Consider the following 18,815-nt stretch of genomic DNA (forward strand, 5'->3'; position numbering starts at 1 on the left):
GGCCACCTGCAGCTTGTTCACCACTGCGGGGTCAGCCAGCAGTCTTGGCGATGTACACGTCGCAGGCCGCCTTGTGGGTGACGGAACTGGCCACGCTGCCAAGCACCCGGCCCAGCCCCTGCATGCCCACGTTGCCCACCACGATCAGGCGGGCGTTGACGCGTTCAGCCTCTTCCACCAGCGCGTCCTGGGGCTTGCCGAGAACCGAGGTGAAGCTGGTCCGCAGGCCCTCCGCGCCCAGTTCCGCCGCAACGTCCCTGGCGATCTTCTCGGCCCGCTCGGACTCGTGGATGTACCACTTGTCGTTTCCGATCTCCACTACTTCGGTCGTATCGGATTCGTGGGCTGTAACCACCCGGAGTTCGGCGCCCATTGACGCGGCGAGCTTCGCCGCGGTGCGCGCCGCTTTCATGGCGGTGTCGCTGCCGTCTACTCCTACGATGATGATTCCGGCCATCGGGCCACCCCTTCGAGCACGTCGTCTGGCGGCCACGTGGGCCGTTTCACACCAACTTACCTGCCCGGAGGCCGATCTTCCGGGAGCGGCGGACCGTCGCCGTCGCCGTCAGTCCACGAACTCCGACTGGGTCTCGATGAAATCCCAGTCTTCTTCGGGCAGCGTGGTCTCCTTCAGGTCCGGTCCGCCGGACTCGTAGACCGCTGCGGCCACGTCGGAATCCACGGTCTCGGCCCGCAGGTTCTCCCGGAACCACTGCTTGTGCCCGGTCGGCAGCTCCAGCCACCACTGTTCAATCCGCAATTCCGCCATCACACGCCTCCTCTGCCTCGCCGGTACTCCCACCGTAGGTCGGCCTGTCCCGGCGGACAAGGGATACCCACCCCGTGGCACCGAGCCCTGCGGGGACAACTACCTCTGCCGATAGCTCTTGGCCGGAACCTGGCGGAGTGCCACAGTGGACATCATTTGCGAATTCATGCCCGCGCCGTCCGGCCGGCGGCCGTCTTCTGAAAAGGATTCATCCCATGGAGCGCATGGTTTTCATCAACCTTCCCGTCAGTGACTTGGACAAGTCCACCGATTTCTATACCGGGCTGGGCTACACATTGAACCCTGACTTCTCCTCCCCGGATGCCTCGTCAATGGTTGTTTCGGACACGATCGTGGTGATGCTGCTGAAGCCGGAGCATTTTGGCCACTTCCTCCGCGACGGCGGCACGCCGCATTTGGGCTCCGCCGCCAAGGAAGTGCTGGTGGCCCTGAGCGCCGGCTCCCCGGAGGAAGTCGACCAGTTTGTTGCGAACGCGGAGGCCGGCGGCGGCGCAGTCTACCGGCCGGCCGAATTCGAAATGCCCGGGATGTACGGGGCCGCCGTCACCGATCCGGACGGGCATGTTTGGGAAATTGTGCACATGTCGCCGGAGGCAATGCAGGCCGCCGCCGAGCAGAACGCGGCAGCCAGCGACTCCTCCGGGGGCTAAACCACCACTGGGCGCGGGATTGGGCCGGTCATTGGCCGGCCAGTTCCCGGTGCAGCGCGCGCACTTTCCCGGCTATCTCGTCCCGGATCAAGCGCATGCGCTCCTCGCCGTGGATTCCGCGCGTGCTTGGTTCGTCGACCTCCCACCGCTCGTACCGTGTGCCGGGCACTTCCTCCAGTTGCGCGTTGCTGCCCAGAATGACGACGACGTCGGCGCTCCGTTGCGCTTCGACGGTCACCGCCGTCGGGACCTGGCGGGAAATATCGATTCCCAGTTCTGCGAGCGAGGCCGCGGACTCCGGATTCACCGCCTTCCCCGGCTGGGTGCCGCAGGAGGACACCTCCACCGTTCCTGCCGCTTCGGCTTCCATCAAGGCCGCGGCCATGGGGGACTTCCCGCTGTTACTGGAGCAGACGAACAGGACGCCGGGCTTTCGGGCTTTGTACCTCATGCTGGCTATTATCGCCGGTGCATCTATGGGGCTGCCGGAAGATCTGGCACAGTGAAAAGAAGCAGCCGGCGCCGGCAGCGGCGGCCGGGAGCCGAACGACGCGAAGGGCCGCTATGACTGCTTCAGGAACGGGCCGTACCCGCCCCACCGTCCTGTTCGTGGGGGTGCGCGATGCCGCCCGCTCCCAGATGGCCGCCGCCTACCTTTCCCAGCTTGCGGACGATGCCATCGAGGCCCGCTCTGCCGGAACCCGCCCCGTCGGGCGGCTGGACGCCGCCGTCGTGAGTGCCATGGCCGAAGAGGGCATCGACCTCTCCTCTGCCCGGCCCGTGGAGGTCACCCACGAGTCCGTCAACGCAGCCCAGATGGTGGTGACCCTGGGGTCTGGCGGGGAATGCCCGGTGGTGCCCGGCCGACGCTACGAAGACTGGGACGTCACCGACCCGGCCGGACAGGACGAGGAGGCCGTCCGCGCGGTGCGCGACGACATCAAGCACCGGGTGCAGCACTTGCTGTCCGAACTGCAGCCGGCCCTGCACCCGGACGCCCAATGACCTCCCTTTCGACGGTTTTGCAGGGGATCCAGGGGACGGCTGGAATTTAAACGTTTTGCTATCCGGCACTAAGTCTGCTTATTGTTCTGAGCGAACAAACTAAGGAGGCAACATGATTGGTTTCATCATCGCCGGGCTTGTGATCGGCGCCCTCGCCCGTCTCATCAAGCCGGGCAAGCAGAATCTGGGCCTCGTGGCCACACTGGTGCTGGGCATCGTCGGGTCGGTGATCGGAGGTGTCATCGCGAACCTGCTGGGCACCGGCGACATCTTCGAACTGAACGTGCTCGGATTCATTGTTGCCGTTGTGGCAGCAGTGCTCCTGATCGGCGTTGCCGAGAGCGTGTCCGGTCGTCGCAGCGTCCGTCGCTAGCCTCAGGGCAGCGGTGCCCGGCACCGGCAGATGCCGGGACGGGCGCCGCTGAAGCCTGATCAGCGCAAGGGAACCAGGAATCGGCCAACCGGCAGTCGCCGGCTGGCGGGTTTCTGGTTATCGCGTCTGTGCGGGCCGGCTGCATTCCCCTCAAGAGCGTCAATCAGCATGCCGCGCAGCCGCCGGCGACGTCTGTTACGTTCCCGGCAGCTGCGCCGACGCGTCGGAATACGACGCCGAGACCCGGCGGTAGACGGGGGTCAGGAAGGCCAGTGCCGCCGCCACGATCATGATGGTCCCGGCCGCCAGGAACACCAGCGCGATGCCGCGGGACGTCCCCTCGCCCAGCACCGGGGCCAGCTGGGCTGCGCCTTCAGCCGAGCGCGCGTAAGGGATGATCCAGACTTGCGCCAGCGGCGCGATGAGGAACGCGGTGAGCGGCGCTGCCGCGGACTCAAACGCCATGGCGAATCCGAACACCCGCCCCTGCCTATGCAGGGGCACCACCTGCTGAATGATCGTTTGTTCGGCTGCCTCAACGAAGGGCACCAGGACCAAGTACAACCAGATCCCGGCGATGTACAGCCATGCCCACTCCCGCAGTGTGAAAACCGCACCGAGGACCCCCATCAGGATCACGGCGATCAGCATGCTCCGCAACGGGTTGCGCCCCAGTCCGAACTTACCGATGAGCGCACCGCCCACGAGGAACCCGGTAGAGCCGAGCGCAAAGTAGGCCCCCCACAGCTCCACCGGGAACATCTCCAGCCCGTAGGGATCCATCAGCGCCATGTAGACGCCGCCGATGAAGTTGTTGAACGTGGAGAACAGTATCAGCGCGAACAATCCGGTGATGGCCAGCACGGCGGCGAGGGAACCCCGCAGGTCGAACCCGCCGTGCGCATCGGTGGCGGCCGCGCGCACCTCCTCGGGCATGCGCAGCGTCAGCAGGTGCGCGAAGGCCAGAGCTGTCAGCACCAGGGCGACGATGACCGTCCCGCCCATGCCCACCAGCCCGACCGACAGCCCGGAAAGCACCGACGTTACAATGAACATCAGCCCCTGCACCATGCCCACCAGCCCGTTGGCGTTGGCCCGGCGGTCAGGCTCGATGAGGATGGTGACCGTGGTGGAAAGGGCGATGTTGCGCATATTCTCCACCACCGCCCCGGCCAGGATGATGACCCCAAAAAGCCAGAACCACGGCTGGCCGAGGTCCAGCAGCGCGGGCGTAGGAGTCAACAGGAACATGACCCCGGAGAGCGCGAACATCACCAGGGTGAATCCGGCGGCGAACCGCATGACTGCCAGTTTGCGGTAGCGGTCCACGAAGGTGCCGAAGCTAATGCTGGAAAGGGCCAACAACAGCATGTACGCCCCGCCAATCACCCCGGTGGCGATGACGTTGCGCGTTTCCAGGTACACCCAAAACGTCAAGGCGAACCACAAGTAGCTGGTCGTGATGTTGGCCAGCGCCGTGTTCACCAAGATCCCGGTAAAGGTTCGGGACCGCTGCGCGGGACTGCGCAAGGACGTGTCGACAGCGTCCGGGTCGGCCAGGCGCGAGGTGCCATCCTCGACCGAGGCAGCAGTGGCCGCCGCGTCCGCGGGTTGACCGGCGACGCCTTCGTGAGCCGCAGCGGCCCTCGGAGGAGCCGGGTCCTGCTCGGTCATGCGCCCCAGTTTACTGACAACGCCTGGGCACGGACACGGTTTTCGACCATGCGCAGGGGAAGATCCGTGGTGGGTTGCTGGAGGCCCGGCACGGTTCACCCCGCTTCAAAGCCTCCAGCACACGCCGCTTCAAAGCCTCCAGCAAGGGGGTCAAGCCGGGAAGAGACTTGGCACTGCCGCTCGCCCCAGGTGCCGCCGATTTACCGTGGCGTCACCACCGGCAACCGGGACCAGCCGGGCCGCTGGTGGCCGTCCCCCGGTTTCCATCGACGGATCAGCTGCAGGTGTAGGTGACGCCATCCACGCGGTGGGTGCCCGGTCCCAGGTCGCCACAAACTTCCATCAGATAGCCGATACCGGCGATCGTGGCGATGGTGAACAGAATCAAGAGCAGCGTTCCCACGGCGCCGATGATGATGCCAGCCAGCGCAAAGCCATTCTTTGCGTGCGCGCGCCGGGACTGCACCATGCCGATGATGCTGACGATCAGCCCGGCCACCGTCAGCGGTCCGAGCAGGGACAGGATGAACCCGACGATCCCCATGGTCCTGCCGGGAACGGGTTGTCCGGGACCGGGCTGCCCGGGGTACCCGTAAGGGGCGTTGGGTTGCGGGTATGCCTGGCCGGCGCCCTGTTGCGGGTAGGCGGGGTAGGCGCCCTGCGGTGACTGCGGCTGTGGGGAAGGCGTTGGCTCGGGATGCTCCCCGTAGCTGTTGGGAGTAGACATGAGGTTCCTCTCGTCGGTGCGGAAACGATTCATCTTGTCCGATCACCCTAAGGCCGGCGGCCGGGAATCAGCTCCGGCCCACCAGCGTGTCCACCTGTTCCAGCAAGGCATCCATCTCGCCGTCGGCCAATTGGTATCGCTGGGCATCCGGGGAGAAGAAGGTTGCACTGTAGTAAAGGCCGTCGCCGATCAGCTTCACGGCCTGCGCCACCGGACGACTGCCAAGCGCCTGCTCCAAGGCATCCAGCCACAGCTCCTGGATTCCGGCAAAGGTCCTGGCGGCTGACGGGTGGCCTTGCTGAACCAGGCGAGCCACGGCCACGATCGCTCGATCCAGCGGTGACCCCACGAACTTGGACGTGCGCACGTAGTAGCGGGCTGCTCCTTCGGGGGCACTGACAATCTGCTCCGCGTCTGCTGCAGTCAGGGCGGACAGCCGCTCGCACAAGGCATCGACCATGGCTTCCTTGGACGGGAAATGGTACAGCAACCCGCCCTTGGACACCCCTGCCGCCGCCGCAACGGCATCCATGGTGGCGGCTCGCTCACCCTCTTTGATCAGGATGTCCTCGAAGTTGTCGAGGATCCGGTCTCTCGCACTGGCCATCCACCCATCCTAGGACGCGCCCTGCTGCAGAGCCGCACGCTTTGCCGGTAAACCGTCCAGACGGTACAGTAGACTTACTTCCCCCAATCCCGAAAGATGCACCATGCTTACCGTCACCCAGCGCGCCGGGCGCAAAGAATGGACCGCACTGGCGGTCCTGATGCTTCCCGTCCTGCTGGTCGCCGTCGACAACACGGTCCTCAGCTTCGCCCTGCCCGCGATTTCCCTGGCCTTCAGCACCAGCGGCACGACCCTTTTGTGGATTATCGACATCTACCCCCTGGTGCTCGCCGGCCTGCTGGTGGCCATGGGCAGCCTGGGCGACCGCTTCGGCCGGCGGCGGATGCTGATGATCGGCGCAGCGGGTTTCGCAGCGCTCTCCGCACTGGCCGCATTCTCCCCCACCGCCGAACTTCTGGTTGCCGCGCGCGCCGGACTGGGCATCTTCGGTGCCATGCTGATGCCGGCCACGCTGTCCTTGATCAGGAACATCTTCACCGACCGGTCGCAGCGGCGCCTGGCAATCGCGATCTGGGCCGCCGGCTTCTCCGCCGGCGCCGCACTTGGTCCGCTGCTTGGCGGCCTGCTGCTGGAGCACTTCTGGTGGGGTTCGGTCTTCCTGCTCGCCGTCCCCATGCTGTTGCCGATGCTGGTGCTGACGCCGGCGTTCGTACCGGAGTCCCGGGACCCCGAACCCGGCCCGGTGGATGTGGTCAGCATCCTGCTCTCGGTCACCGCGCTGCTTCCGGTTGTTTATGCCATCAAGCAGCTGGCCGGCGGCGGAAACCCGGCTGCCATCACGGCGACCTTTGCCCTCGGCGGCCTGGCCGGCTGGCTGTTCGTCCGCCGCCAGCTGCGCCGGGCGAATCCAATGCTCGACGTCCGGCTGTTCCGGCACCGCGCGTTCACCGGCGCAGTCCTGGTCAACCTGCTGGCCGTGTTCTCCCTGGTCGGCTTCCTCTACTTCGTGTCCCAGCATCTTCAGCTGGTCCTTGGGCTTAGTCCGCTACGGGCGGGCCTCGTGTTGCTGCCCGGACTGGCGGTCACCATAGCCGCAGGGCTGCTGGCAGTGCCTCTGGTGCGCCGGGTTGCCCCGCACGTGGTCGTCGCCTGCGCCCTGCTGTTGTCCGCGGCCGCCTACGGGCTGGCCGCCTCCACCCCGGACGCCTCGGCGGTGGCCCTCATGGTGGCGTTCTCGCTGCTCGGCGCAGGAGTGGGCGCCTCCGAAACGCTCTCCAACGACCTCATTCTGTCCAGCGTTCCGGCGGCCAAAGCGGGGGCAGCCTCGGCCGTCTCGGAGACTGCTTACGAAGTGGGCTCCGTTTTCGGTACCGCCGTGCTGGGCAGCATCCTGGTCGGCGCCTACCGTCAGAACATCTCCCTGCCCCCGGGGCTGACCGCGGCCCAGCAGCACGCTGCCGGCGAGACTCTCGGCGGCGCCATCACTGTTTCGGGGCAACTGCCGGAAAGGACCGGGGCCGTTTTGATCGATTCCGCAGTCCATGCCTTCGACAGCGGCGTCACCGTCACGGCAGGACTGGCCGCGGTCCTGATGGTGACAGCGGCGGGGCTGGCCTTCTTCACGCTGCGCGCCCCGCAGAACCACTAGTCCTCAAGGGCCGGGCCCGGCGGCCCGGGACAGCCCATGGCACCCGCGAACACCCTTGCCATATACCCCTAGGGGGTATATGTTGGATGTAGTTCAGAAGTGAGGAAGCCATGAGCGAAACAGTATTGCCCGCGGAAACCGCCGCCAACGACGCCGCAGATGAGCACATCGGCCACGCCTACACGTCGGACAAAGACGCTTACCTGCGCCGGCTCAAGCGCGTCGAAGGCCAGGTCCGCGGCATCGCCCGCATGGTAGAGGAAGACAAGTACTGCATCGACATCCTCACCCAGGTTGCTGCCGTGAACAAGGCCCTGCACGCGGTGAGCGTGGGTCTGCTCGAAGACCACATCGGGCACTGCGTCGTCGGCGCCGCCAAGGAATCCGAGCTCAGCGGCGATCCACAGATCGTCCAGGACAAGGTCAAGGAAGCCTCGGACGCCATCGGCCGGTTGCTGCGCTGACCTTCATGCCCGCGAACACCCCAACCCCTAGGAGACTGCCATGAGCACCACCACCATCAGCATCGACGGCATGACCTGCGGCCACTGCGTGGACGCCGTCACCGAAGAACTCCAGGCCCTCGACGGGGTCCGCGACGTCAGCATCGATCTCAACAGCGGCGGCATCTCCACGGCGACGGTCAGTTCCGAGGCGGATCTTGACCCGGCTCAGATTGGCGAGGCTGTGGCCGAAGCCGGGTACACCGTCGTCGCGCAGAACGCCTAAGCGGCGTACGACGGCGGCGCCGCCCGCCGCTGTCTCCGCCACCTTTTACGCCAACCACCTGATTCGGCACAGCTGTCCGCGGACCGCCCCACTCAGAATCGAGATGAACCTGATGACCTCCCACTCCGGCACCAAGCACCCGGCAGCCGGGCCGGCTGCGGCCCGAACCGTGGAACTCGAAATCGAGGGCATGACGTGCGCCTCCTGCGTGAACCGGGTGGAACGCAAGCTCGGCAAGATCGACGGCGTTCAGGCCAGCGTGAACCTGCCGCTGGAGTCTGCCGTGGTGAGTGTGCCTGATGGCGTCACCAACCAGCAGCTGGTGGACACCGTGAACGCCACCGGGTACAAGGCCAGGGTCAAGCAGCAGCAACAGTCAGGGCGCGGCACGCACCCGCAGGCGGACCACGCCGCCGGCAGGACGAACCAAGGCCACGAGGAACATCAGGGTCAAGAGGACCAGGGACAGCTGGACCACGCCGGACACGGTGAAGCGGGCGAACACACCGACCATGAGGACCACATGTCCCACGGCGGCACCGCCGACCAGCTCCGTCCGCGCCTCTGGACGGCCGCCATCCTGACCATCCCGGTCTTCGTCATTTCAATGATCCCCGGCGCCCAGTTCCCGCACTGGGGCTGGGCGGCCTTTGCCCTCAGCATTCCCGTGGTGTTCTGGTCGGCCTGGCCGTTCCACCGCGCGGCCGCGGTCAATGCCAGGCACTTGGCGTCCACCATGGACACCCTGGTGTCCATCGGCGTGCTGGCCGCCTTCTTCTTCTCCGCCTGGCAACTGGTCATGGACCCGATGATGACCCAACACGTGCACGGCGACATGACCGAACACGCCTTGTACTTTGAAACCGCCGCCGTGGTGGTCACCTTCCTCCTTTTGGGCCGCTACCTCGAAGCCAGCGCCAAGAAAAAGGCAGGCGACGCGCTGAAGTCGCTGCTGAACCTGGGTGCCAAGGAGGCAACCGTCCTGCACGAGGGCACCGAGCTGAAGGTGCCCGCCGCGGACCTGGTGCCCGGCGACATTATGGTGGTCCGCCCGGGCGAAAAGATCCCCACCGACGGCTACGTGGTAGACGGCCACTCGGCCATCGACGCGTCCCTGCTCACCGGCGAATCCGTACCGGTTGAGGTGGATGTGCACGACGCGGTTATCGGCGCGACCATCAACACCTCCGGCCGGCTGCTGGTCCGCGCCACCCGGGTCGGGACGGACACCACGCTGGCCCAGATGGGCCGCCTGGTCAGCCAGGCGCAGGCCGGCAAGGCACCGGTTGCCCGGCTCGCGGACCGGATCAGTTCCGTGTTCGTGCCGATCGTGCTGGTCATCGCCGTCGTCACCTTCATCCTGTGGATGATCTTCAGCGGGGACCTGCGCTCCGCGTTCACCGCCGCCGTCACCGTGCTGGTCATCGCCTGCCCGTGCGCCCTGGGACTGGCAACGCCCACCGCGCTGCTCACCGGCACCGGCCGGGCGTCCCAGCTGGGCATCCTGATCAAGGGTCCGCAGATCCTCGAGGACACCCGGCACGTGGACACCATCGTGCTGGACAAGACCGGCACCGTGACCACCGGGCAGCAGGCGGTGGAGGGCGTGCTGGCCCTGGCGGACCGCAGTGAAGACGAGGTCCTGCTGCTGGCCGGGGCCGTCGAGGCCGGCTCCGAGCACCCGATCGCCCTGGCCATCGTGGAAGCAGCCCGCAAGGTAGCGGCGCGCACCGCCACGCCGTCCGGTGCGACGGCCGGCGAGGATGCCGCACTGCCGGCGCTTTCCGATTTCCACAGCACGGCAGGCGGCGGCGTCCGCGGCACCATCACCGAACGCGACGGCCGCGGCAGCACCGTCGTTGTGGGCCGCAACAACTGGATGGACGAGAACGGCATCTCCGTCTCCGGCACCCACCGCCAGGCCCTGTTGAAGCAGCAGCAGGCCGGCTCCACGGCGGTCTGGGTCGCCGTCGACGGCGTCATTGCCGGGATTGTCAGCCTTCAGGACACCGTGAAGGAGAACTCGGCGGCCGCCATCGCACGGTTCAAGGATCTGGGGCTGCACCCCATCCTGCTCACCGGCGACAATGCCGCGGTGGCCGCCGAGGTCGCCGCCGAGGTGGGCATCGCCCCCGAGGATGTCTTCGCCGATGTGCTCCCCGAGGACAAGGTGGCCGCGATCAAGCGGCTGCAGGACGAGGGCAAGACGGTCGCCATGGTGGGCGACGGCGTGAACGACGCCGCCGCGCTGGCCCAGGCCGACCTGGGCATCGCCATGGGCGCGGGCACCGACGTGGCCATCGAGGCCGCGGACCTGACCGTGATGGGCAGCGACCTTGGTCAGGTGGTGCAGTCCATCGAGCTCAGCCGCCGGACGCTCTCCACCATCAAGTCGAACCTGTTCTGGGCCTTCGCCTACAACACGCTCGGCATTCCGGTGGCGGCGTTCGGCCTGCTCAACCCGATGATCGCCGGCGCCGCGATGGCCGCCAGTTCGGTACTGGTGGTGGCCAACTCCCTGAGGCTGCGCCGCTTCGGGCGGTAACCTGCCAGGGCGCCCGTGCACCGGATGCTGGGCTCAGACCGTGGCCCCGTAGCGTTCGGCGGCGCGGGCGCGGGCCTTCGCAGCTTCTTCTTCGCGGTTCTTCGGGGGCGCCGCGGTCACCAGGTCGTCGAGCAGGTGGGCCGTGATGTGCGCGATCTCGTGCACGGCCTGGTTGAATGCCGCCTCGTTGGCCTTCGATGGCTTGTTGCTGCCGCTGACCTTGCGCACATACTGCAACGCGGCGGCCTCGATTTCGGCATTCGTCGCGGCGGGCTCGAAATTGTGGAGCTGGCGGATATTCCGGCACATGGCTGATCTCCTCGCGGGCTGGCGGACACTGCTGGTTCCAGTCTGCTCCCCCGCTGCGGCGTCGCACCACCCCCGTAAGGCACCGCCGTCGTTCCGGGGTTCTTGAACCAGTGGCAGCCGCTTAGTGCTTGCCGGCCGGTTCCTGCTCAGCGGCAGCCTCCGCCGTGGAGGCTACCGAGGCCAGCACCGGCTTGCCCAGCATCGAGATCACCACGGCGCCGATCAGCATCGGGATGATGAACAGGAAATACAGGTCGGTGGGCTGCCAGCCGCCGTCCATGAGCGCGCCGGCAATGATCGGCGAAGCTATGGCGCCCACGCGGCCCATACCGATGACCAGGCCCAGCGCGGTGCCGCGCACGTCCGAGGTGTAATACGTGGGGCTGATCGCCAGCATGCCGGCGATCGGGGCGTTGGAGCCGAAGCCGACCAGCGCCGCGGCAAACAGGGCGCCGGCCAGCGATCCGGTGGAGAGCGAGAATGCGCCGAAGGTCAGGCCGCCGATCACAAAGAACACCGCGAGGACCTTGCGCATCGGGAAGCGGGCACCGAAGGCGCCCAGCACGACGGCGCCGATGATCGCGCCGACGCTGAAGAGCACGCCGGCGGTGATGCCGTCCTGCTGGCTGAAACCGCTGGCCGTGACCAGCTTGGGAGTCCAGGAGTTGGCGAAGTAGAAGCTGGCCATGAGGATGAAGTACGCCAGCGAAATCAGGATGGTCCGGCGGGCGTTGACTCCGGTCAGCACGTCGGCAAACCGGGACTTTTTCTTGCCCGTAGCCTCGGGCACCGCCGGCAGCTCGGCCACCACCGGCTGTCCCATCCGGCGCAGCACCTTGTTGACGCGCTGCAGCGCATTCTCCGGGCGGCGCACCAGCAGGAAGTCGACGGATTCGGGAACGGCCTTCATGATGAACGGGATCATGACAACGGTGATGATGGCCCCAAAGAGGAAGGCGGAGCGCCAGCCGAACGCGGTGATCAAGGCGCCCGTGGCCATGCCGCCGAGCACACCGCCGATGGGCTGCCCGATGCTGACCAGGGCCAGCGCGGTGGAGCGGCGCTTGGCGTTGGAGAACTCGGAGGCCAATACGTTGGCCGTGGCCTGCAGGGTGCCCACCGCCAGGCCCGTGATGAAGCGCAGCACCACCAGCACGGCGTAGCCGGGCGCAAAGGCCGAGACAAGCATGCCCACGGCGACGACGGCCGCACCGATCACCAGGGTTTTCTGGCGGCCAATGATGTCCGCAACGCTGGAGACGAAGATGGAGCCGATCGCCATGCCGATCAGCGCCGAGCTCAGGAGCACGCCCAGCTGGCTGCCAGTGAGGCCCCAGTCCCCCATCACGGCATTGGCGCTGAACGCCATCACCAGGACATCGAAACCGTCGATCATGTAGAGCGCCATGCAGATGGCGATGACGCCGACTTGGGTTCGCTTCATGGGAGCCGCCTCGATGCGGGCCTTGATATCCATAGGGGGCCTAACCTTTTGCTGGTGCGCCGCTGGGGGCGACTGCCGACTGAACGTCCGGTTTGTTTGAGATACGAACAAGCGTTCAAACTCACACTGACCCGTCAACCATAAAGGCCCCGCGGCGGCGCGGTGTGCCACGTCCCACAGTTATGTGCCGAAGCTCACGAACACTTCCGGCGGGTGAGCTGGGGACTGCGTGCTGCGGCGGGGCCGCCTGACGCGGAACCGCGAGCACCCCGGCACCCCTGCCGGTACGCCGGCACCGATGGTGATTTCCGGGCACCGCCCGCGCCGGCAGTTACTCCAGCCGTGAATAGCGTGCTTCCACCCGGGCCAGTTTCCAGTACGCCACTGCTGCCAGCCAGGTGAGCAAGAGAATCGCGGCCACCCAGTAGCCAAAGTTCTGCAGGTCGATGGCAGAGAACCAGGCGCGCAGTGCCGAACCGGCCGGCAACCATTGCGCGAGCAACCCCATGAGGCTCGCACCCCCAACCAGGAATGCAACCGCCACCGACATGACAGTAATGGTGAGGTTGTAGTAGACCTTCCGGACGGGCCGGGCGAAGGCCCACGCGTACGCATGGTTCATCAGCAGTCCATCGAGGCTGTCAAAAAGCGTCATCCCGGCCGTGAAGAGGACCGGCAGCACCAGCACTACGTACCAGGGAGCTGTCAGCGCGGCGCTGCCGCCGACGACGAACAAGCCAATGGTGGTCGCGGTATCGAATCCCAGCCCGAAAAGCACGCCGACGGGATACATCTTCCACGGCTTGTCGATCCGGCGGGACAGCGGGCCAAGGAATCGGCTGAGCAATCCCCGTTTGGCCAGTTGTTCTTCCAAGTGCGCTTCATGGAACCGGCCGGTCTTCAGGCTCCGGAAAACCCGCCAGATTTCCAGCAGTGAGCCAAGGTTGACGGCACCAATGATCAGCAGGAAGATGCCTGAAACCAGCGCACCCCACAGCCCCGCAACCGAGGTGAAAGCCGAGTCCTCGGTCGAAATCTGCGCAGCAAGCACATTGAGTCCGGCAGCCAGAAGCGTCACTGCCACCACGACGACGGTGGAGTGGCCCAGTGCGAACCAGAACCCTACGGAGACGGGACGCCGGCCCTCGGCCACGAGTTTGCGGGTGGTGTTGTCGATCGCGACGATGTGGTCGGCGTCGAAGGCGTGCCGGACGCCAAGGGTAAACGCCGTGACCGCCAGGCCCAGGCCGAATACGGCTTGGTCCCCCACCATGTAGCGTCCGGGCAACACCAGGAAGAAAAAGGCTCCCCAGCCCGCGACAAGCAGAAAGCCGACCGCCAGGCACATCCCAAGGATGGAGGTTTGCCTTCCCGAGAGCCTGCTCTTCGCGTGGTCCACTGGTCGTTCCTGGTAGCCGTGATCCTGGTCCCGCCTTGTCAGCCGATGGTGCCGGATCCGCTCTCATCGGGCGCTGCCTCATGGGTGTGGACGTAGCCCTGCCCGTCCTGGCCGGCGTGGAAGTGGGGGGCCATCGGACCGGGGTCTGTGGGGGTATGCGTTCCGTCCACATGGCGGGTGTGCAGCCAGCGCACCCAGGCGCACAGCTCCTCCACCGTGTCCTGTTGCTTCCGCGACATGGCCAGGACAGGGGCGCCGTCCCGCGCCGCCGAGGCATCGCTGACCATCTGGTCCACGTCAACGTCCACATACTCGGCGAGATCGATCTTGTTGATCACCAAGAGATCGGCGCGTGCAATGCCGGGACCTCCCTTGCGGGCCACGTCGCCGCCGCCGGCGACGTCCAGCACGAAGATCTGGGCATCGACCAAGGCGGGAGAGAAGGTCGCGGTGAGGTTGTCACCGCCGCTCTCGACAAACACAATGTCCAGCGGCGCAAAATCCTGCTCCAGGTCTTCGACGGCGATCAGGTTCATGGTGACGTCGTCGCGGATGGCGGTGTGGGGGCAGGCGCCTGTCTCCACCGGGCGTATCCGCTCGGCGGGCAGGACTCCGGCGGAACGCAGAAAACGCGCGTCCTCGTCGGTGTAGATGTCGTTGGTGATGACGCCGATGTTGAGTTCGTGGGCCAGGTTCCGGCACAGAGTCGCGATGACTGAGCTTTTTCCGGTTCCGACCGGACCGGCTATGCCTAGCCGAAGCGACCGTGTTCTGGTGTTTTGGTTCGCCGGCATGATATTTCCTCATTCCCTGGCCCGGGTCTGTCGCCTTGGCTCCTGGTGGCTGAACGACGTGACGGCTCATTAATTGGGCTTGGCTGACTCACAGTCTGTGGCGCTCCGGTTCCGCCGTCAACAGGAAGGGGGCGGGCAGGCGGTTCGCGTGAGCGGCAGCGGTGCTGCCCGTACTTTTGGGCCGCCGCGTGGCCGGTCAGGACGCAAAGAGGCGGGCAGCAAGGCCAGCATGGAGTTCCCCGGCAATCTCGAGCAGTGGCGCGCTGGCGGCGGGCAGATCCGACGCGGCAGCAGCGGCGTGGGAAGCGGCTTCCGTTGCCAACTCGTCCAGCAACGGGGTCAGACGCACCAGCAGTGCATGGGCGGCAAAAGGGTCCAGGCTGAGCAATTTCACCGCGGCGGCAGCCGGCCCGGCCACGGATTCGTAAAGCACGGCCACAGCCGCAGCGCGCGGCGCCAGATCGAAGGCGGCTGCTGCTGCACCAAACGCGACCGGTTGGTGCGGGCTGCGCTCCAGTCCACTGAGGCGCGGATGCGGACGGATCGCCAGCACGGCGCGCATCAGTTGGCGTCCGAGCGAGCGCGAAACCGCCCGGAGGGCGGGCGATGGAATCCGGGCATCCAGCTCTGGGCCAAGCGCCTGCAAGCCCGGCAGGTCCTCGTGACGGGAGCAATGGCATGCGGCGGCGGAGAAGGAACCGGCGACGAGTCCGGATGTGGCTGCCCTGCCGGTCAGGAACAACTCCAGGTCTTCGACGTTCTCCACTCTCCTCGACCGGATGGTGGCTTCCAGTCCGCCGGAATGGGCATACCCTCCGGCGGGCAAGCGCCCATCGGCCAAGAGCAGAAGCGCCGCCGCAGGGTTGGGCGGGTCCGGACGTGCAACAGCGGGGCCGGTCATGGGCAAGCGCCCCTCCAGAACGAAAAACGTCCCTGGCCTTCTTTGAGAGTTGACATGTCGGCCGCTCCACTCCTGAGCTTGGACTGTCGGGCCAGACTACTCCCGGGCTGGACGAAGGGATACTGTGCCGCCGCCTGCGGAGCCGAGTGTCGTGTGCTCCCTCGGTGAAAACTTTGACCCCGAAACCGGCCCCCGGCCCGCCATTGCCGGGCCCGTAGCCCGTCGCTACACTCAACAGATACCGCGTGTGGGGTGGCCGGTAAGCACGTCTCAAGGATGTCTGGAGTCCGCGAATGTTGCTGAGCATGTTTGAAGTCGAACGCTTGATGACCTACACGGCCGCCAAGCTTGCCATGGAGCGCAAGGCCCGCGGCCTGAAGCTCAACCTTCCTGAAGCCACCGCCATCATCACCTCCTACCTGCTGGAAGGTGCCCGGAACGGCGACACCGTCGCCGACCTGATGGAGTCGGGCCGGGAAGTCCTCAGGCGGGACGATGTCATGGAGGGCGTGCCGGAAATGCTCGCCCAAGTGCAGGTCGAGGCGACCTTTCCCGATGGGACCAAACTGATCACGGTCACAGGGCCAATCCAGTGAGAGTCACTGAGAATCCGTTCGCCAATCCGGAACGCACCGACCGGAAACCGGACAAGGATTACCGCCACGCCAGCGACAACCCCGGCTACGACACCGAGCTTGTCTACAACCGCAAGACCAAGACGCGCCATCCATCCTCCGGGTCCAGCGGTACCAGCCAGCCTCGGCGCCCGGGCACCAGCGAACGGCAGTCACCCAGACGCCAGGCGAGCCACAAGCTTGTGGCCTATGAGACGATCGTGCCGGGCGAGATCCTCTACGGCGACGAACCAGTGGAAATCAACGCCGGCGCAGAGGTGACCATGCTCCGGGTGGAGAACAGGGCCGATCGGCCTGTACAGGTGGGCTCCCACTACCACTTCGCCGAGGTGAATTCCGGACTGGAGTTCGACCGGGAAGCGGCGTGGGGCAAGCGGCTCAACGTCCTGTCCGGCGGATCGATGCGATTTGAGCCCGGCGCAGCCGAACAAGTGGAACTCATCCCGATCCGTGGCCGCAGAATTGTCCGCGGCCTCCGCGGGCTCTGCAAGGGGAACCTTGATGGCTGACATCCGGCGCTCCGAATATGTCGCCTCTTTTGGCCCGACGACGGGAGACCGCATCCGGCTGGCGGACACCAACATCCTGATCGAGGTGGAAGAGGACCGGTGCCGGGGCGGCGACGAGGCCGTGTTCGGCGGCGGCAAGTCGATCCGTGAATCCATGGGCCAGTCCGCGGCGACCCGGGCGGAAGGCACTCCGGATCTGGTCATCACGGGTGCGGTGATTTTGGACCACTGGGGCATCGTGAAGGCCGACGTCGGTGTCCGTGACGGGCGCATCGTAGCCTTGGGGAAGGCGGGCAACCCCGACACCATGGACGGAATTCATCCCGACCTTGTCATCGGCCCGTCCACTGAAGTGATGTCGGGCAACGGCCTCATCCTCACGGCAGGCACCGTAGACACCCACGTACACCTTGTCGGACCGGACATGCTCGCCGTGGCCTTGCAGACGGGTACCACCACCGTCGTGGGCGGCGGCACGGGTCCCACCGAGGGATCCAAGGCCACCTTGGCAACGCCGGGTTCATGGTGGATCGAACGCATGCTCGAAGGCATGGAACCGTGGCCGCTGAATGTGCTGTTCTTGGCACGTGGCAACACCACGTCCACCGAGGCCATGTGGGAGCAGTTGCGCGGCGGTGCAGGAGGCTTCAAGGTCCACGAGGACTGGGGCGCCACGCCGGCGGTGATCGATGCGGCCCTGCGGGTGGCGGACGAATCCGGTGTCCAGGTCGCCATCCACAGCGACACCCTGAATGAAGCCGGCTTCGTGGAAGACCTGCTGACCGCGGTCAATGGACGGACCTTCCATGCCTTCCACACCGAAGGCGCCGGCGGCGGCCATGCGCCGGACATCATCAGGATCGCCGGCGAATCCTACGTCTTGCCGGCCTCGACGAATCCGACCCGCCCGTTCACCCACAACACCATCGACGAACATCTGGACATGGTCATGGTGGCGCACCATCTCAACCCGCAGGTGCCCAACGACCTGGCCTTCGCCGAGAGCCGGGTCCGCGAGGGGACCATTGCCGCCGAAGACGTCCTGCAGGATCTGGGCGCATTGTCGATCATGTCCTCCGATGCCCAGGCCATGGGGCGCATCGGCGAAGTCGTCATCCGAACCTGGCAGACAGCGCACCGCATGAAGCGGCTGCGCGGTTCCCTGGCCGGCGACGACCGGGCAGACAACCACCGGGCCCGGAGGTACGTGGCGAAGTACACCATCTGCCCGGCCGTTGCACACGGGCTCGAGCACGAAATCGGATCAATCGAGCCCGGCAAGCTGGCGGACATGGTGCTGTGGCAGCCCGCACTGTTCGGCATCAGGCCCACGGCTGTGTTCAAGGGTGGCGTTGCGGCGGTCGCCGCGCTGGGCGACCCCAACGCCTCGGTTCCCACCCCGCAGCCGGTGATGGAGCGGCTGGGCTTCAGCGCATACTCGCGCGCAGCAGCCTCGACCTCGGTCGCATTCGTGGCTCCCGCCGCGATCGAAGACGGTCTGGCAGACCGGCTCTCGATCAACCGGCCGCTGGTCCCCGTGGGCAATGTCCGCGGCCGCGGCAAAGCCGACATGCCGGAAAACACCGCCCTGCCCCGCATCGAGGTCGATCCCCATACTTATGCGGTGAGGGTCGACGGCGAGCTCATCGAGCACGAACCCGCCACCGAACTGCCGATGGCCCAGCGGTACTTCCTCTTCTGATGCGGGCGCATGCCCGGCTGGTGGCAGACTGCCCGCCCGGCAACGGCCAGGCCACCCGGCTGCAAAGGTTGAGGTCCCAGGCTCCCTTAATCCTGCGACCCACGCGCGCCGATCCGCCGGAGGCACTTCGGCTTTGGGATCTGCCCGCCAAGCACAGCGCCGGCGTCAGTCTGGTGGGAGGCGCCGCGGGTCCGTTGGGCGGCGACCAGCTGCGCCTGGACATCGAGGTCGGGACTGATGCCACGCTCATCATCCGAGCCGTCACGGCAACCCTGGTACTGCCGGGGCCGCACGGCAAGGAATCCAGCAGCGAGGTCAACATCAACGTCGCCGCCGGCGGCACTCTTGTCTGGATGCCGGGGCGGCAGATCCTGGCCGAAAACTGCCGCCATCGAGCCGCCACCCGGATCGAT

22 protein-coding genes are annotated in these 18,815 nt (G+C 66.4%); 11 read left to right on the top strand and 11 right to left on the bottom strand.

The window, feature by feature from the left end; all coding sequences use genetic code 11:
* Positions 1-31 precede the first annotated feature (31 nt).
* Positions 32-457 (bottom strand): universal stress protein, encoded by a 426-nt coding sequence (locus AC5RWT_RS18670; protein WP_494081452.1) that lies wholly within the window; start codon positions 455-457, stop codon positions 32-34.
* Between the two features lie 108 nt (positions 458-565).
* Entirely contained in the window at positions 566-769 is a 204-nt protein-coding gene (locus tag AC5RWT_RS18675; protein ID WP_494081453.1) for a hypothetical protein, read from the bottom strand.
* A gap of 215 nt (positions 770-984) precedes the next feature.
* Between AC5RWT_RS18675 and AC5RWT_RS18680 the strand changes: the two genes are divergently transcribed.
* Positions 985-1,440, top strand: a complete 456-nt coding sequence (locus AC5RWT_RS18680; RefSeq protein ID WP_494081454.1) for a VOC family protein — start codon at positions 985-987, stop codon at positions 1,438-1,440.
* Positions 1,441-1,468: 28 nt separating this feature from the next.
* On the opposite strand, the gene AC5RWT_RS18685 is transcribed toward AC5RWT_RS18680, so the two are convergent.
* Positions 1,469-1,891 (bottom strand): arsenate-mycothiol transferase ArsC, encoded by a 423-nt coding sequence (locus AC5RWT_RS18685; RefSeq protein WP_494081455.1) that lies wholly within the window; start codon positions 1,889-1,891, stop codon positions 1,469-1,471.
* A 113-nt stretch (positions 1,892-2,004) separates the two neighbouring features.
* On the opposite strand from AC5RWT_RS18685, the gene AC5RWT_RS18690 reads away from it, so the two are divergent.
* Positions 2,005-2,445, top strand: a complete 441-nt coding sequence (locus AC5RWT_RS18690; RefSeq protein WP_494081456.1) for an arsenate-mycothiol transferase ArsC — start codon at positions 2,005-2,007, stop codon at positions 2,443-2,445.
* Between the two features lie 112 nt (positions 2,446-2,557).
* The gene (locus AC5RWT_RS18695; RefSeq protein WP_494081457.1) at positions 2,558-2,818 is read left to right on the top strand and encodes a GlsB/YeaQ/YmgE family stress response membrane protein; all 261 of its coding nucleotides are present in this window, start codon (positions 2,558-2,560) and stop codon (positions 2,816-2,818) included.
* Positions 2,819-3,013: 195 nt separating this feature from the next.
* Here the strand turns inward: AC5RWT_RS18695 and AC5RWT_RS18700 are convergent, their stop codons facing one another.
* From AC5RWT_RS18700 to AC5RWT_RS18710, 3 genes are all read right to left on the bottom strand, one after another.
* A complete protein-coding gene (locus AC5RWT_RS18700) occupies positions 3,014-4,492 on the bottom strand; it encodes an MFS transporter (RefSeq protein ID WP_494081458.1) in 1,479 nt (492 codons plus the stop codon).
* Positions 4,493-4,766: 274 nt separating this feature from the next.
* Positions 4,767-5,219: a DUF4190 domain-containing protein gene (locus AC5RWT_RS18705; RefSeq protein WP_494081459.1), complete on the bottom strand. Its 453-nt coding sequence runs from the start codon at positions 5,217-5,219 to the stop codon at positions 4,767-4,769.
* A 67-nt stretch (positions 5,220-5,286) separates the two neighbouring features.
* Positions 5,287-5,826: a TetR/AcrR family transcriptional regulator gene (locus AC5RWT_RS18710; protein WP_494081460.1), complete on the bottom strand. Its 540-nt coding sequence runs from the start codon at positions 5,824-5,826 to the stop codon at positions 5,287-5,289.
* A gap of 103 nt (positions 5,827-5,929) precedes the next feature.
* Here AC5RWT_RS18710 and AC5RWT_RS18715 point away from each other — a divergent pair, with 103 nt between their 5' ends.
* From AC5RWT_RS18715 to AC5RWT_RS18730, 4 genes are all read left to right on the top strand, one after another.
* The gene (locus AC5RWT_RS18715) at positions 5,930-7,435 is read left to right on the top strand and encodes an MFS transporter (protein ID WP_494081461.1); all 1,506 of its coding nucleotides are present in this window, start codon (positions 5,930-5,932) and stop codon (positions 7,433-7,435) included.
* A 110-nt stretch (positions 7,436-7,545) separates the two neighbouring features.
* The gene (locus AC5RWT_RS18720) at positions 7,546-7,899 is read left to right on the top strand and encodes a metal-sensitive transcriptional regulator (protein ID WP_494081462.1); all 354 of its coding nucleotides are present in this window, start codon (positions 7,546-7,548) and stop codon (positions 7,897-7,899) included.
* A 40-nt stretch (positions 7,900-7,939) separates the two neighbouring features.
* Positions 7,940-8,164: a heavy-metal-associated domain-containing protein gene (locus AC5RWT_RS18725; protein ID WP_494081463.1), complete on the top strand. Its 225-nt coding sequence runs from the start codon at positions 7,940-7,942 to the stop codon at positions 8,162-8,164.
* A gap of 112 nt (positions 8,165-8,276) precedes the next feature.
* A complete protein-coding gene (locus tag AC5RWT_RS18730; RefSeq protein WP_494081472.1) occupies positions 8,277-10,709 on the top strand; it encodes a heavy metal translocating P-type ATPase in 2,433 nt (810 codons plus the stop codon).
* A gap of 33 nt (positions 10,710-10,742) precedes the next feature.
* Here the strand turns inward: AC5RWT_RS18730 and AC5RWT_RS18735 are convergent, their stop codons facing one another.
* The 5 genes from AC5RWT_RS18735 to AC5RWT_RS18755 form a co-directional block, all read right to left on the bottom strand.
* The gene (locus AC5RWT_RS18735; protein ID WP_493967130.1) at positions 10,743-11,018 is read right to left on the bottom strand and encodes a DUF2277 domain-containing protein; all 276 of its coding nucleotides are present in this window, start codon (positions 11,016-11,018) and stop codon (positions 10,743-10,745) included.
* Between the two features lie 121 nt (positions 11,019-11,139).
* Positions 11,140-12,462, bottom strand: a complete 1,323-nt coding sequence (locus tag AC5RWT_RS18740) for an MFS transporter (RefSeq protein ID WP_494081464.1) — start codon at positions 12,460-12,462, stop codon at positions 11,140-11,142.
* A gap of 331 nt (positions 12,463-12,793) precedes the next feature.
* The gene (locus tag AC5RWT_RS18745; protein WP_494081465.1) at positions 12,794-13,861 is read right to left on the bottom strand and encodes a HoxN/HupN/NixA family nickel/cobalt transporter; all 1,068 of its coding nucleotides are present in this window, start codon (positions 13,859-13,861) and stop codon (positions 12,794-12,796) included.
* 38 nt (positions 13,862-13,899) lie between these two features.
* On the bottom strand, positions 13,900-14,655 hold the full coding sequence (ureG, locus tag AC5RWT_RS18750) for an urease accessory protein UreG (protein WP_494081466.1): 756 nt from the start codon (positions 14,653-14,655) through the stop codon (positions 13,900-13,902).
* A 196-nt stretch (positions 14,656-14,851) separates the two neighbouring features.
* Complete coding sequence (locus AC5RWT_RS18755; RefSeq protein ID WP_494081467.1) at positions 14,852-15,556, bottom strand: urease accessory protein UreF; 705 nt, start codon at positions 15,554-15,556, stop codon at positions 14,852-14,854.
* A 293-nt stretch (positions 15,557-15,849) separates the two neighbouring features.
* On the opposite strand from AC5RWT_RS18755, the gene AC5RWT_RS18760 reads away from it, so the two are divergent.
* From AC5RWT_RS18760 to AC5RWT_RS18775, 4 genes are all read left to right on the top strand, one after another.
* Positions 15,850-16,152, top strand: a complete 303-nt coding sequence (locus AC5RWT_RS18760; protein ID WP_493967135.1) for an urease subunit gamma — start codon at positions 15,850-15,852, stop codon at positions 16,150-16,152.
* Positions 16,149-16,700, top strand: coding sequence for an urease subunit beta (locus tag AC5RWT_RS18765; protein ID WP_494081468.1), 552 nt, complete (start codon positions 16,149-16,151; stop codon positions 16,698-16,700). The genes AC5RWT_RS18760 and AC5RWT_RS18765 overlap by 4 nt, the downstream gene beginning before the upstream one ends.
* Positions 16,693-18,402 carry an urease subunit alpha gene (locus tag AC5RWT_RS18770; RefSeq protein ID WP_494081469.1) on the top strand — a complete coding sequence of 570 codons (1,710 nt, stop codon included), beginning with the start codon at positions 16,693-16,695 and terminating at the stop codon, positions 18,400-18,402. Before AC5RWT_RS18765 ends, AC5RWT_RS18770 begins: the two co-directional genes overlap by 8 nt.
* Positions 18,402-18,815, top strand: a 414-nt coding sequence (locus AC5RWT_RS18775; protein WP_494081470.1) for an urease accessory protein UreD, incomplete at its 3' end; no start/stop codon positions are given. The genes AC5RWT_RS18770 and AC5RWT_RS18775, both read left to right, overlap by 1 nt.

This window comes from Arthrobacter sp. Dra40, assembly GCF_059091905.1.